At 53.3% G+C, this 14690-nt stretch carries 14 protein-coding genes; 6 read left to right on the top strand and 8 right to left on the bottom strand.

The window, feature by feature from the left end:
- The 5 genes from AADEFJLK_RS15060 to AADEFJLK_RS15040 form a co-directional block, all read right to left on the bottom strand.
- A complete protein-coding gene (locus AADEFJLK_RS15060; RefSeq protein WP_088617970.1) occupies positions 1-894 on the bottom strand; it encodes an Rpn family recombination-promoting nuclease/putative transposase in 894 nt (297 codons plus the stop codon).
- A gap of 55 nt (positions 895-949) precedes the next feature.
- Positions 950-1834 (bottom strand): site-specific tyrosine recombinase XerD, encoded by an 885-nt coding sequence (xerD, locus tag AADEFJLK_RS15055; RefSeq protein ID WP_088617971.1) that lies wholly within the window; start codon positions 1832-1834, stop codon positions 950-952.
- A 15-nt stretch (positions 1835-1849) separates the two neighbouring features.
- Positions 1850-3172 (bottom strand): UDP-glucose dehydrogenase family protein, encoded by a 1323-nt coding sequence (locus AADEFJLK_RS15050; protein WP_088617972.1) that lies wholly within the window; start codon positions 3170-3172, stop codon positions 1850-1852.
- A 67-nt stretch (positions 3173-3239) separates the two neighbouring features.
- On the bottom strand, positions 3240-4394 hold the full coding sequence (locus tag AADEFJLK_RS15045) for a glycosyltransferase family 4 protein (RefSeq protein ID WP_103974834.1): 1155 nt from the start codon (positions 4392-4394) through the stop codon (positions 3240-3242).
- Positions 4395-4421: 27 nt separating this feature from the next.
- Complete coding sequence (locus AADEFJLK_RS15040) at positions 4422-5600, bottom strand: glycosyltransferase family 4 protein (protein WP_103974833.1); 1179 nt, start codon at positions 5598-5600, stop codon at positions 4422-4424.
- 141 nt (positions 5601-5741) lie between these two features.
- On the opposite strand from AADEFJLK_RS15040, the gene AADEFJLK_RS15035 reads away from it, so the two are divergent.
- Entirely contained in the window at positions 5742-6626 is an 885-nt protein-coding gene (locus AADEFJLK_RS15035; RefSeq protein WP_088617975.1) for a carbon-nitrogen hydrolase, read from the top strand.
- A gap of 43 nt (positions 6627-6669) precedes the next feature.
- Here the strand turns inward: AADEFJLK_RS15035 and AADEFJLK_RS15030 are convergent, their stop codons facing one another.
- The gene (locus AADEFJLK_RS15030; RefSeq protein ID WP_088621195.1) at positions 6670-8007 is read right to left on the bottom strand and encodes an ATP-binding protein; all 1338 of its coding nucleotides are present in this window, start codon (positions 8005-8007) and stop codon (positions 6670-6672) included.
- A 13-nt stretch (positions 8008-8020) separates the two neighbouring features.
- A complete protein-coding gene (locus tag AADEFJLK_RS15025) occupies positions 8021-8686 on the bottom strand; it encodes a response regulator transcription factor (RefSeq protein ID WP_088621196.1) in 666 nt (221 codons plus the stop codon).
- A gap of 222 nt (positions 8687-8908) precedes the next feature.
- Between AADEFJLK_RS15025 and AADEFJLK_RS15020 the strand changes: the two genes are divergently transcribed.
- The 3 genes from AADEFJLK_RS15020 to AADEFJLK_RS15010 all read left to right on the top strand — a co-directional run bounded on the left by AADEFJLK_RS15020 (position 8909) and on the right by AADEFJLK_RS15010 (position 11582).
- Positions 8909-9820, top strand: a complete 912-nt coding sequence (locus AADEFJLK_RS15020) for a hypothetical protein (RefSeq protein WP_146054620.1) — start codon at positions 8909-8911, stop codon at positions 9818-9820.
- Positions 9817-10947: a hypothetical protein gene (locus AADEFJLK_RS15015; RefSeq protein WP_088621198.1), complete on the top strand. Its 1131-nt coding sequence runs from the start codon at positions 9817-9819 to the stop codon at positions 10945-10947. The genes AADEFJLK_RS15020 and AADEFJLK_RS15015 overlap by 4 nt, the downstream gene beginning before the upstream one ends.
- A gap of 155 nt (positions 10948-11102) precedes the next feature.
- Positions 11103-11582, top strand: coding sequence for a hypothetical protein (locus AADEFJLK_RS15010; protein ID WP_103974830.1), 480 nt, complete (start codon positions 11103-11105; stop codon positions 11580-11582).
- An 88-nt stretch (positions 11583-11670) separates the two neighbouring features.
- Here AADEFJLK_RS15010 and AADEFJLK_RS15005 read toward each other — a convergent pair whose 3' ends face one another.
- Positions 11671-12156: a flavin reductase family protein gene (locus AADEFJLK_RS15005; protein ID WP_103974829.1), complete on the bottom strand. Its 486-nt coding sequence runs from the start codon at positions 12154-12156 to the stop codon at positions 11671-11673.
- 412 nt (positions 12157-12568) lie between these two features.
- Between AADEFJLK_RS15005 and AADEFJLK_RS15000 the strand changes: the two genes are divergently transcribed.
- Together AADEFJLK_RS15000 and mch are read left to right on the top strand one after the other, a co-directional pair.
- Positions 12569-13660 carry an ATP-grasp domain-containing protein gene (locus tag AADEFJLK_RS15000; RefSeq protein ID WP_103974828.1) on the top strand — a complete coding sequence of 364 codons (1092 nt, stop codon included), beginning with the start codon at positions 12569-12571 and terminating at the stop codon, positions 13658-13660.
- 38 nt (positions 13661-13698) lie between these two features.
- Positions 13699-14682 (top strand): methenyltetrahydromethanopterin cyclohydrolase, encoded by a 984-nt coding sequence (gene mch / locus AADEFJLK_RS14995; RefSeq protein ID WP_088620246.1) that lies wholly within the window; start codon positions 13699-13701, stop codon positions 14680-14682.
- Positions 14683-14690: the final 8 nt, after the last annotated feature.

Below are 14690 nucleotides of genomic sequence, written 5' to 3'. Positions count from 1 at the left end.
TCAAAGCTGTTGCAATTGCGCCAAGCCCAACCCCGTATAACTGGCGATTTTTTCCAAGCTCTCGCCCGCTTGCTTCATATTCTTTGCCAAATTCAACATCGCCTCTTGCCGCCCCTGTTCAAGCCCTTGCTCGATACCCTCGGCGATACCGTCAAAACGGCCATCCTGATACAAAGACCATGACATGCTCGCCTCATAGTGCATGTAATCGACATAACGCTCATACTGGGCGCGTTCGGCATCCGACAGCTTAAGGACAGCCATCACCTCTTGGGCTTTTTTCAGACCCTTAGCGGCAAAATCTTCCTTAATTTCGCCGTTTTTCAAAAAATACATCCATTCGTCCAAACTGTCCCGCGCCACACCGTCAAACTGGTTGACCTTAAGCAAATAATATTCGGGAAAAATCGCATAAGCCTGCTGCTTATTAAACATCCGCTGCTGGCGGCTGTTCAATTGCAAATGGTCATGCTGGTGGATGCCGATAAAATCGGTCTTGCCGTGGTACACATAATCTTGCCCCTGCCCTAAATCAAAATACAGGATGCTCACCGAAACCACCTTCACCACCTCTTGATACGCATCGCCCTCTTTCAGATGCTCGGTAATCGTTTTGGAACTGGCATACAGGATACGGTGCAAATAATCCAACTCCCGGTCATGCTGCACCTCCACCAAAATAATCTCCCCGTTACGGTTTTTCACCTTCAGATCGACTTGGTTCAGCTTATCATCATGCGTCGCCTTATTGCCCTCGCTTTCCAATATTTCCAAAATCTCAATATCGTCCTTCAACAATTCCGACAAAAAGCCTTCCAAGACTTCAAAATTGGCCTTACTGCGCAATAAGCGCTTCATCGCCCAATCAAAACTGATCAATTTACGTTGAGCCATCGCTATCTCCGCCGATTAGACATATTCATGGATATTAAGACGCACAGATGCAACATCACCCCCTAGGATGATACTGGGCATGTAATTCCTTCAACCGCTGGTTAGCGACATGGGTGTAAATCTGTGTCGTGGACAAATCCGAATGCCCCAGCAGCAGTTGCACGACGCGCAAATCCGCGCCGTGGTTGAGCAGATGGGTGGCGAAGGCATGGCGTAGGGTATGCGGCGACAGTTCTTTGCTGATGCCCGCTTTCAGGGCATGACGTTTGATAAGATGCCAAAAGGCTTGCCGCGTCATATTACTGGCGCGGCTGGTGACAAACAGATAATCGCTTTGGCGCTCGCCCAAGATGGCTTTGCGGGCTTGCCCCATATAGCCTTCCAGCCAGCTCATCGCCTCTTCGCCGACCGGAATCAGGCGTTGCTTATTACCCTTCCCCGTCACCCGCACCACACCCTGCCGGAAACTGACTTGCTCAAACTTCAAATCGACCAGCTCAGTCACCCGCAAACCCGTGGCATAGAGCATTTCCAGCATGGTCTTATCGCGGTAGCCCAGCGGACTGCTGACTTCGGGGGCGGCCAGCAGCAACTCCACATCGTTTTCCGATAAGGACATCGGCAAAGGGTGGCCGATGTGCGGCGAAGCAATCAGCGCGGTCGGGTCGGCGCTGATACGGTTTTCGCGGATATAATAGCCGTAAAAACGCCGCAAGCTGGACAAAATCCGCGCCGAAGAGCGGCTGCCGATACCGTCTTTATAACGGCTGCCGAGAAAGCCCGCCACCTGCCCGTTATCCACTTCCAGCAAAGGCTTGCCCGCCAACCATTTGGCAAAAATGCGCAAGTCGCTACGGTAGGCGGACAGGGTATTCTCGCTTAAGCCCTGCTCTGCCCACGCGGCATCCAAAAACTGGTCGATCAGCTCATCGCCGCTCATAACGCCGCCAAACGCTTAAGCCCTGCCGATACCATAATAGGTAAAGCCCATTTCTTTGAGCAATTCTGGCTTATACAAGTTTCTGCCGTCAAAAATCACCCCGTCTTTCAAGCTCGCCTTAATCAAATCAAAATCAGGGCTCCAAAAGTTTTTCCATTCGGTCACAACCAGCAAGGCGTTGGCATCGGTCAGGGCTTCTTCGGCGGACTCCACCAGCGTCAGACCGGGCTTATCGCCATAAATCCGCTTCGCCTCCAGCATCGCTTCAGGGTCATAAGCGCGGACAGACGCACCAGCGGCAATCAATGCCTCCAAAATAACGCGGCTGGGCGCTTCGCGCATATCGTCGGTTTTGGGTTTGAACGCCAAGCCCCACATCGCAAAGGTTTTGCCTTGCAAATCACCGTGGTAATGCGCCGATACTTTCGAGAACAGCACTTGTTTCTGGCGATTATTGACGTTTTCCACCGCTTGCAACAGCTCTGCCTCATAACCCATTTGCTGGGCAGTGTGTTCTAACGCCTTAACGTCTTTCGGGAAGCACGAGCCGCCATAGCCGCAACCCGGATAAATAAACGAATAACCGATGCGGGAATCGGAACCGATGCCGTTACGCACTTTTTCAATATCTGCGCCCAAGCGTTCCGCCAGATTCGCCAATTCGTTCATAAAGCTGATTTTAGTCGCCAACATGGCATTGGCGGCATATTTGGTCAACTCCGCCGAACGTACATCCATCGTGATAATCCGCTCATGGTTGCGGTTAAACGGCGCATACAACGCTTTCAACAGCTTTTCCGCCTTCGGGTTATCGGTACCGATAATAATCCGGTCAGGCTTCATAAAATCATCAATCGCCGCACCCTCTTTTAAGAATTCGGGGTTAGACACCACATCATAAGGCACATCGACCACCCGTGCCGCCTGGACTTGCTCAATCACTGCCTTCACCCGGTCGGCCGTACCGACAGGGACGGTGGACTTATCGACAATCACCCGATACTCCATCATGTTTTCGGCGATGGATTTGGCGACCGCCAAAACATATTGCAGATCGGCGCCACCGTCTTCATCGGGGGGCGTACCCACGGCGATAAACTGGAAGACCCCGTGCGCTACCGCCTCCAAAATATGGGTGGTAAATTTCAAGCGTCCGGCCCTTTGGTTATCCTTGACCATGTCTTCCAACCCCGGTTCAAAAATAGGCACGATACCTTGGCGCAAATTCGCTATTTTGGCTTCATCGACATCAATGCAGAGCACATCATTACCGACTTCCGCCAAGCAAACGCCCGTAACCAGACCTACATAACCAGAACCAAATACTGTCACTTTCATGTTGTTTTCCTAAGGGTAGCAATCGTCTAACTGTCAAGAGTGAAAAAAGGGCTGTGTGTTGTTTTTTTTACTTATCGTTTTTCCTGTCTTCTAGCAAGGTGACGACCCGCTTGGCATTTTCCTGCCAATATAGGCCCTTTTCCGCCAAGGTTTGCGCGGCGGCCTTGCCTAGCCGCTGGCGTAAGTCCCCGTCTAAGCACAAAGCACACAACTGTTCGGTAAAAGCCTGCTCTTGTGCGGGGTCGAACAACAGCGCGTCTTGGCCGTGCGTCAATATCTCACGGATATTGGCACGGTCAGGGGCAATAATCGCCTTGCCCAAGACCATATATTCAAACAGCTTCAAGGGCGAAGCATATTCGACCACATCCGGTTGCAGGGCAATATCAAACGCCGCGACATAATTGGCCACCTCATCACGGTCAATAATACCGGTAATGGTGATATGCTCGCTGATGCCCAAATCCGCCGCCTGTTGCTCAATGGCGGCGCGGGCCGGGCCGTCGCCGACCAGCAATAAATGCCAAGCGCGGCCTTTATTATCAGCAATGGCTTGCACCACCTTATCTAGCCGATGCCAGTCGCGGACAAAACCGGTAAAACCCAACACCAGCTTGTTGTGCAGACCGTACTTGTCCAGCACTGTAGCGCTATCGATAGCGTGGCTGAAACGCGCTTGGTTAATGCCATTAGGGATAACCCTAATGCTAGCCGCCGACGCACCGGCGGCAATGACTTGGTCAGCCAAGACCTGCGTCACGGGCAACACATAGTCGGCTTGCCGCCAGACATAAGACTCCGTCCATTTTGCCAGCCAATCCAATTGGATGCCGTCATGCTTTTTACGCTCGGCATACAGCGGCGCGTTGACTTCCAGCAACAACGGCACCTTAAAGAGTTTTTTCGCCCAAATGCCGGACGGCAAAAACAGATTGTAACGCTCGTAAATCACATCCGGCTTATGCTTAAGCATCAACGGCACGATTTTGGCGAAATCAAACAGCGCGTAGGCAAATTCAATAAACTCGTGCAAAAAACCCGGCAACAGGGTACGGATCATTTTTACCGACCCGGAACTGCTGCCAAAGCCTTTATGCTCTATAGCGTCCGGCTCGGCCATAATAACCTCATGGCCCAAAGCCCTTAAGGCGGTGATCAGTTCTTCAATATGGACATATTGCCCATCTTTGGAGGCAATCCGATGGTGATAGAGAATTTTCATCTTGTGCTAAAAAAATAAGGGCGAAACTTAATGGTGCGGGCTAGGCAATAGGCTGTCGAGCAGCGCGTAAACCCCCGCCACTGTATCATCCCAAGAAAATTTTTCCGCATAGGCGCGGGTATCGGGGCGGTGCGGATACTGGGCAAACAAAGCCTGCACACCTTCGGCAAGTGCCCTAGCCGTGCGTTGCCCGACCAACACGCCAGCGGCAGGGGTGCGCACCACTTCCGGCGTACCCCAAATCGCGGTCGCCACTACCGGTGTGCCGCAAGCCATCGCCTCCAGCAAGACATTCGCCCACCCTTCGCGGCTAGAGGCCAACACCAGCGCGTCGGCGGCATTATAAACATCCCTCAGTTGCTGATGCGTCAACGCGCCTAAAAAACGCACCCGTTCACTTAAGCCCAAACGCGCCACCAACGCTTGCAGATTAGCCGACTCTTCGCCGTCACCCGCAATCAACAACTCATAGCCAGGCAACTGTTGCAGGGCTTCAATCACCAAATGGTGGCCTTTGCGCTCGATCAAATGCCCGACCGACAATAAGGTCGGCTTATGCAAATTCATGGCCTGACGCAATGCGGTGCGGTCTTGCGGACAAAAAACCTGCAAATCCACGCCATTGCGCAAGGCATGGATTTTTTCGCCGGGCACACCCAGCGCGATCATTTCCGAGCGCAAAGCTTCGCAAACAGTAATGATCTGCCCGGCTTGCCGTGCCGCCCATAAAATCATCTTTTTAGGCACAGCCTGTTGCGGGATCAAGTTAATATCCGTACCCCGCGCGGTAATGACCAACGGCTTGCCTAAGGCTTTTGCCAACAAAGCCGCCGCCACACCATCAGGATAAAAATAATGCGCATCCAGCACATCAAAATCATACCCGTCGGCAATCAGCCGCTTGAGTAACGGCAAGCTCGCCGCCGCCAACAGCGCGGGCGAGACCATCATGCCAAACTTAGGGATCACCGCATAGCGCGGATGATAAATGTCGATACCGTGCCGCTGTTCTTGGCGGCTAATCCGCGCATAATCGCCATACGCGCCAAATAGCTTGGCGCTTGACGGAAACCACGGCACCGGGGCGACCACCTTAGCCTCTACATGCTTTTGTGCCAGCAAATGCCTAAGGCGCTGTTCGACAAATATGCCGTGGCGTAACTGCACATCATTGGGGTATAAAGTGGTGTAAGTCAGTATTCTCATAATAGCAGGCCGTTTTCCGATAATGGCTATGTTATTGCATTAATGCTTTCCCGTCGAATAATGTGTGCCACTTCTCAAATTTTTGGGCAAATCGTTATAAACTATACCGATTAAAAACTACCCAATAGCTTAACCGCGACCATGAAAGCATCCTTAACCGTTAGCGCAGTGCAACAGCCCTGCAACGCAGACCGCCAGACCAATCTGGACTATTCCATCGCCCAAATCCACGCAGCAGCAGCCAACAAAGCCGATCTGGTCATCCTGCCGGAACTGCATCTGGGGCCGTATTTTTGCCAAAACGAAGATTATAACCATTTTGACCTCGCCCAAGCCATTCCTGGCCCCACCACAGCCATCTTAGCGGATGCCGCCAAACAAGCGGGCGTGGTCATTGTCTCAACTATTTTTGAAAAACGCGCCCCCGGCCTCTACCACAACACCGCCGTCGTGTTCGACAAAGACGGCAGCATCGCCGGCAAATACCGGAAAATGCACATCCCCGACGACCCGGGCTTTTACGAAAAATATTTCTTCACCCCCGGCGATTTAGGCTTCACTCCCATCCAAACCTCCATCGGCAAATTGGGCGTGTTAATCTGCTGGGACCAATGGTATCCCGAAGCGGCGCGGCTCATGGCCTTAGCGGGTGCGGAACTGCTGATCTACCCCACCGCCATCGGCTGGGATATGGAAGACACCGAAGCCGAACAGCAACGGCAATTAGAAGCGTGGGTCACCGTCCAACGCGGCCACGCCGTCGCCAACGGCCTGCCCGTCATCGCCTGCAACCGCATCGGTTTTGAAAAAGCCCCCGATTCCGACAAGGGCATCCAATTCTGGGGCAACAGCTTCATCGCCGGCCCGCAAGGGGAAATCCTCAGCCGCGCCACCGCCACCGACGACACCCTTTTGACCTGGACACTGGACAGCGCCAGGACAGAGCGCGTCAGACAAATCTGGCCGTTCCTGCGCGACCGCCGTATTGATGCTTACGCGGATATAACCAAACGGTTTATTGATTAAGCCCTAACGACAAAGAATGAGGGCAACCACAAAATGATTGCCCTTACAACAAAAACTCCATAATCACCGCCGCCCCGCCCAAACCGCTCGCCTCAACCCGCAACGTACCTTGGTAAGCTGTGACGATTTCCGCCACCACACTTAAGCCCAAGCCGTGGCCTGGGATAGACTCATCCGCCCTCCCCCCGCGTTGGAGGATATGGGCAATCAGCTGGGGATGAATACCCGGCCCATCATCATGAATACCGATCAACAGGTGCTGATGGTCTTTGTAACCCTGAATTTCGACCCGCGAATGGCACCATTTAAAGGCATTATCGAGCAGATTGCCGAGCATTTCGATCAAATCAGCCTCGTCGCAACGAAAACGTACCGACGCATCCATCCGGTTATGGACACTAATCTGTTTATCGCGGTATACCTTACATAAGGAAGCCGTCAGTCTATCGGCAACTGGCGGCACGGCAATGGCGGGAGCGGTGGCGGAATGGTTGGCCGTACCTGCACGTTGCAATTGCCGTTCGACAATCCGCATCATCCGGGTGCTTTGTTCCGTGACCGATTCCGGCAAAGTCTCCGGTTGGTCAATCGCCCCCAACAATACCGCCAGCGGCGTTTTCAGGCTATGCGCCAAATCTGCTAAAGCGTTGCGGTAGCGGGTCTGACGCGCCCGCTCAGCGGCTAACAGGCTATTGATACGGTCAGTCAATTGCCCGACCTCCCTAGGATAGGTGCCGTTAAGCTGTTGGCATTCGCCCGCTTCAATCGCATTCAGTTCCGACCTGACCCGCCGCAAGGGCTTTAAGCCCCAGTGCAACAGCCAGATTTGCGAAGCCAACAATAATAGTGCCGTCAACGCCAAACCACCCCATAAGCGTTGCCGATACTGGATGATTTGTTCCTGCACAGGCGCAAGTTCGTCCCGCAAATAAAAATTGAACACCGCCAAGCCGGTTTTCAGGGTGCGCTGAAAGCCAAACCCTAACAGACAATACGTTTTGCCGTCCTGCTCTATATCCTGCCACCGCTGCTCACCGATCTGTAACGGCAACACGCTAGGCAACGGCCTTGCCAAAATAGACGGCGACCGCCACAACACCTTATCGCCGCTTTGGTTACTGACAAACGCCGCCAAGCCCGAATCCGGTAAAGCCAATTGGCTATAAGGCAAATGGGTCGGTAAAGGCATAATCAGTTGGCCTGCCTCATCCACCACAGCGGCGGCCAGCAATTGATAGAGCTGCCCCAGCATCTGCCCACGCAACGCCAAACGGGCCGTTTCACTAAAAGCACGGTCTAACACCGCTCCTGTGACACCTAAAAATATCACCAACACCACAATGGCGGTCAGATTAAGCCGGAAATACAGGGAATTCATCATGCCGAACACGGGCCTACACTAAGCGATAACCGCGCCCGCGCAGGGTTTCAATCGGATTACGCAGGCCGTCGGGGTCGAGTTTACGCCGCAAACGCCCGACCAATACCGTCAGCACATTACTTTCGGGGTCAGTGTCGTGGGGATAAAGATAATCGACCAAGTCGTCTTTAGAAACGATTTTACCCTGTTGTTGCGCCAAATATTCCAGCATCCGATACTCAAAACCCGTCAATTCAATCAACTGCCCATCCATCGTTACCCGTTGGGTTGCCAAGTTCAATACCAAATAGCCGCAATCCAACAGCGATTGCGGCGCACCCACCACCCGACGCAGTAGCGCCTTCAAACGGGCGGACAGCTCTTCCATTTGAAACGGCTTCGCCAGATAATCATCCGCCCCCGCCTCCAAACCCTCGACCCGTTCTTGCCAACGCCCCCGCGCCGTCAACACCAACACGGGTAAGGTACTGCCTTGCCCGCGCAAGCGTTTGATAATGTCCAATCCCGACAAGCGCGGCAGACCCAAATCAATAATCGCGGCATCCACCGGATATTCTTGGGCAAAATACAGCCCTTCCAAGCCATCGCCCGTTTCATCAATGCGATAGCCCTCTTTTTCAAGCTGCCGCCGGATTTGGCTGCGGATGTCGGTTTCATCTTCAATAATCAAAATACGCATAATCGCCCATTCCTCATCTACTCAGAAAGCCCTGCCGCACCAAGAATCGGCAAAAGCCCAGCATAACCCCAAAATAGCCGATTCTAACAGCTTAATTGTGAACGGTTTGTTAACAAAAAAAGCGCCTCGCACAAGCGGCTATTGTCCGGTATTATGGAGAAAAACCCACAACGTTTAAACGTCACCCGATTTTTATCCCACTACTTCTCTATGAGCAAACAGATGAAAAAATCCCTTCTGCAACAGCTGGTATGGCTATGGCTTTGGGCTTTCAGCTTACCCGCCACCGCCGCCACCTTAAGCCTATACGTCGAGGATGGGGTCGGCGGGCATATCGCCGCCCTGCCTACCAGCGTAGACTGTGCCTCCGGTTGCCTTATCGAAGCCCCTAGCGACACCCTAACCAGCCTGTTCGCCATACCTGATAAAGGCTACCGCCTCCAAGCTTGGACGGGCGATTGCGCCGCTACCCAAGGGCCGTTATGCACCCTAAAAGCCACCGATAACCATCATATCGGGGTACGCTTCATCAAATCCGCCGCCTCGGCCAAACCCGCCAAAGCGCTCTTATTGTTGCATGGCGAAAACGAGCGGCATACCGTTTGGAATGAATTTGCCAAACAGCGTTTTAATAACCTTTGCCCGATTATCTACGGCGGCGTCGTCTTAGGTGACGATTCTTCCGACCCCGACAACCACGTCTACTGCTACCGCATCGCTTTCGGCTATTACGATCTGTTGGCCGCCACCGCCAGCCAATCTGACGGTCCGGCCACCTTGGTGGTCGCCAAGCCTGACAAGCGCGTGGCTTATACCCGCCTAGGTCATGAAGTACGCGCGGCGGTGCTGGGCATAACCGACCGCCACCCGAATGTCCGCTTAGCCTTAGTCGGGCAAGCACAAGGCATTCTTGCCGCCGAAGCGTTTTTACAAACAGGCAGCGAACAACGCAAGCATGTCATCGGCTTACTGGCCTTGCAAGCGCAACAGGACAGCAACGCCAGCCGGCCAACCCTAATGCACCCGCGCACCCGCCGCGCCGCCACCCTCAGCCTAACGGCGGCACCCGAACAAGATGCCCTGCTCAGCTCTGGACTGGCACAACTGACCCAATCCTGGTGGCTGGCGAAGTGACAGTCCGCCCTTTGCCTCTTATTGCCTGCTTAATCCTCACCCTGATGGTCAGCTTAGGCAGCAGGCAAGCCTACCAAGCCATCAGTCAATTCGGAGCCAACCGCGCGACAGCCGACAAGACCCAAAGCGGCCACCCACCCCGACACAAACACGCAAGCCACCTAAGGCAAAGTGCCGTAGATCAAGCGCCCAGCACCGAACTGCACATCAGTTTGCCGCCCGCCAATAACCCCACAGCGTTAAACGACTGGCAACAACTGGAAACAGCCCTGTCCCGACAAGAACGCCAACAAGCCCCGATCTTAGCCGCGCAACTGGCTGAAAGCCTACGCCAACAGCCCGACCCCGACGTATACTTACGCATCAGCACTCATGTTTTGCACCCGAACGAACCGTTGGCAAACAAAGCGATCCTGCTCGATTTACTGACTGACACCGCCACCCCGGAAGCCCTAAACCAATTACTGGATTTTGCCGATTTGGAACTCGACCCGTCGTTATCGGTTTTAGTGCTGCAAAGCATCGCCCGCATTGGCGATAACCGTTGGGGCGGGCAATTTCATGAAGAGCTGTCACCGACCTTAGAAGCGGCATGGGATAATCCCATGCGCAACGACGTGGAATTTTTAGCGGCCTTGGCAAAAGCCATCGCCAGCATCGGCGCACCCAAAGGGGTAGCGCAATTATTACAGACCGTTTCCACAACCAACACCAGCCAAGACAGCGAAGCGACCCGCCGCGCCAAACAAGAAGGGGCTTTCAGCGCCATCCCACAAATACGCAACCCCGCCGCCGCCGCCGCATTAGCCAAAGGCCTGGAGCAAGAGCCCATAGGCAGCGCCGCTTTTGATGCCAGTGGCCGCGGTTTAGCCAGCATAAACTCGCCTAACGCCACCCAAATACTTATCGATTATGCTAAAGATGCCCCTATCGAAAGCAGCCAAAACCTTGCGGCTTGGGTACCCCAAATAAATGACGAAGATTCTTTAAAGCAATTCGCCGCCACCCCTGAAAACGCCTTCAAAAACCCGGAAGTCGGCGCACCAATCCAACACGCCGCCGATAAATACCGCGACAACATAGCAGCAACCAACCCCGTTATCCAACACGGCGCGAAGCTAAAATAAATCGGCCAAACACTTAGCAGTAAACGGCTTATCCACCATTTCTCGTAGTTAACATTGCATTCACCATCCTTAGCGTATCTTAAGCGCATCTGCCGTTAGCCGAGCTGTCGGCTAACGGCAGATACTCCCTAACCCATCATTTTGAGGAACCTACCATGTCTGTAAAAACCCTGTCAGCCACTATGGCAACCCTATTATTGGCATTAAGCGGCGCACAAGCCCAAGCGGATACGCCCAATTATTATGAATGCAAAGGCGACAATATTTCCGTAAGTTTTTATGACAAATCCTACGGTATCGGCAGCAGCCAACTCAACTTCGCCTTCGGCAACAAAAAATACACCGCTGATGGCAAGGGCATCGAAAGCAAAGCCACCACCCTCGGCACCGTCACCTCAACCACGATCAAATTCATGCCTGATGTCGAAATTAAAAAAGCTTCCTTCATCATCCCGACCATTAACTTAGGCGTAAACTCCCTAGGCGAGGTCGTCAGCGAAGCCAAATTCACCAGCCAATTGGCCATCACCACCATTGCCACGCCCTTTATCGGCGGCCCTTACATCGGCGTTGTCAACAGCAGCAAATATTTTGACCTTACCTGCAAAGCCTCTCTGATCTTTATCCATTTCTAAGCCCCAGGCAACGGACGGATGTTAGCCCGGCCCCGGCAACATCCGCCCAATTGTGCACGCCTTAGACAATCGGCCTAAGGCGGAACACCTAACTGTCCGCCAACTGCCGATAAGCGCCACAGTAATACAGCAAAGGCGCACCTTCGCGGCAATGGCTGTATTGCACCTCACCGACCACAATCCAATGCGTACCCGCACGGACTTTCTCAACCACCGTGCATTCCAACGACATCAAGCTTTCAGTCAGCACCGGCACACCGCTCCCACCCAATTGCCAAGGCGTGTTGGCAAACCGTTGCGCTTGGCTACTGCCGCCTGCGAACTGATTGGACATCTCCTGTTGCGCGTCAGTCAAAATATTAACGGCAAACCGCCCACTTTCGCCAATGCCTTCGCCCGTATCTGCCAAGGCGTTCAAACACACCAAAATTTGCGGCGGACTGACCGACACGCTGGTAAAGGCCGTGACCGTCATGCCTTGATTACCGAACTTTTCCGAGCAGGTCGTCACTACCGAAACACCGCTGCCCCACAGTTGCAACGCTTTTTTGAAATCATCAACGCTAACAGTCATTTATCTTTTCCAGTTATTAATTTTAGAAGCTTCTGCCTAGTATTGCAGAGGGTGTCAGTATAGCATGGGCGGATTCTTGGCAAACGCCGTAGTCAGGTATTTTCTCCGAACCGGACACCACCGCCATTGCGGCAAATTGCCGCAAGCCAAATTAATATCACTATTTAAAGATGTTTTCGTGGACAATACTTAGCCACAACGCCCTATTTGCCGCCTTAGCCGCCCAAGTGCCTTAAGAAATAGATAGGCAATAACCCAGGCAACGCTAAAGCGTAGGGATCTTGGAGCGCGGGCATCTTGCCCGCCCTTGCGGGCAAGATGCCCGCGCTCCAAATAACAAACCACCTTACGATAAGATTTGCCGACGTTATTTTATGCAGGTTCCTAATTGACACCTCAGATTCCCTAGCACATGCCCTCCCCTTACCTGCTCATTATTGCCACATCCGCACGGATGCTGGCACAAATCGCCTACCAAGCAGGTATTCAGGCGGTCGTCATCGATCTGTTTGCCGACACCGACACCCGCCGCTATGCCACCGCGTGGCGGCAAGTCGCCTCCCTAAGCCTAAACGACCTGCTCCCTGCCCTAGAGCCTTTACTCGCCGAGTATCCGCTCCTCGACCTGATTTATGGCAGCGGCTTTGAATCTTTTCCAGAAAGTTTGTCTTATCTAAGCCAACGGCTACACTTAATAGGCAATACCCCGGCTGTTTTCGTTAATACCGTTAACAAACAAGCCTTTTTTGCGGTACTGGACAGCTTACAAATCCCTTACCCGGACAGCGTATTTACCCCGCCCGCCCCTGATGGCGGCTGGTTAAGCAAACCTTTATGCGGCCAAGGCGGGCTAGGCATACGGCATTGGCAAGCGGAACCCTTAGCAGAGAACTATTGGCAAAAATACCAAACCGGACTACCCCACTCGGTATTATTTCTCGCCGACGGGCAGCACCTGCAAGTGCTGGGCTTTCATCGGCAATGGACAACGGCGGCCGGCTCGGACGGTTTTTTGTTTGCCGGACTCATTAACTGCACGGCATTAAGCGCACGGCATAAAGCCTTAATAACTGCGTGGTTAAGCCAATTGGTGCCGATACTCGGCCTCAAAGGCCTCAATTCGCTGGACTTTATCCAAGACGGCACGGCATTATGGGTACTGGAAATCAACCCGCGCCCCTCGGCCAGTATGCAGCTTTATGGCAGCGACTTGCTCAGCCTGCACCGCCACGCTTGTGCAGGCCACCTGCCGACAATTTATCATCAAGACAAGGCCGGAACTGAAGCGTGTGCCTACCAGATTATTTACGCAAAAGAAACAGTTTATATCCCAGACACGCTAGCTTGGCCACAAAACTGCGCGGATTTACCGCCTGCGGGGACTATCTGCCATACCGGACAGCCCATTTGCAGCCTACTTGTGCGCCAGAAAACCGCACAAATGGTGTACGAACAGTTACAATATCAACAACGCGCCCTTTTGCGCCAATTGCCTTGCCTATAACCCCTCTTTATTAACAGAACAAACAGGTTTTCAGCCCCATGGAATTTACCGCTAGCGTCAATAAACTTGCCCAGCCTTTAGTACAAGAACTGCTTAATAATGCCGACAAATTAAGATTGCACCTGCATACCCTAGACAATGGCTGCACCTTAATTGATGCCGGCATCAATGCGCCGGGCGGCTTGGAAGCAGGCCGCATCATCACCGAAATCTGCCTGGGCGGCATGGGCACCGTCAGCTTGTCGCACAGCAACTATACCGATAACTGGCCGTTGACCGTCAACGTCTATAGCACCAATCCCGTGCTGGCCTGCTTGGGCAGCCAATATGCTGGCTGGAGCCTGTCGCATGAAAAATACTACGCCCTAGGCTCAGGCCCCGCCCGTGCTATGGCCACCAAAACCAAAGACGGCGTTAGCCAACCTGTCGAAGAACTGTACAAAGAATTGGCCTATCAGGACAGCCACGAGCAAACCGTACTGGTCATTGAAAACGACAAACTGCCGCCGGTGGAAATCGTCGAAAAAATCGCCGCCGCCTGTGGCCTAGCCCCTGCGCAACTGACCATTATCGTCACCCCCACCAGCAGCTTGGCTGGGTGCGTACAAGTGGTAGGACGGGTCTTGGAAGTGGCCATGCACAAAGCCCATGCCCTGCACTTTCCGCTGGAAAATATTATTGACGGCAGCGGCAGTGCCCCCGTCTGTCCGCCGCACCCTAACTTTGTTGGCGCTATGGGACGCACCAACGACGCGATTTTGTTTGCGGGCTTAGTCCACCTGTTTGTCAAAGGCGGCGACGACGCGGCGGAACAACTGGCTAACCAACTGCCCAGTTCCACCTCCAAAGACTATGGCAAACCGTTCGCCAAAATCTTTAAAGAATACCAATACGACTTCTTTAAGATTGATGCCATGCTGTTCAGCCCCGCCAGCGTCATTGTCACCGCCGTCGACTCCGGCAAAAGCTTCCGCGCCGGACGCTTGGACAACGAACTGCTCAACCTGTCATTCGGCGCGTAGGGTCTGGT

The sequence above is a fragment of the Methylovulum psychrotolerans genome, assembly GCF_002923755.1.
GTDB classification, from domain to species: Bacteria; Pseudomonadota; Gammaproteobacteria; order Methylococcales; family Methylomonadaceae; genus Methylovulum; species Methylovulum psychrotolerans.
This window is presented reverse-complemented; position numbering and strand designations above follow the sequence as displayed.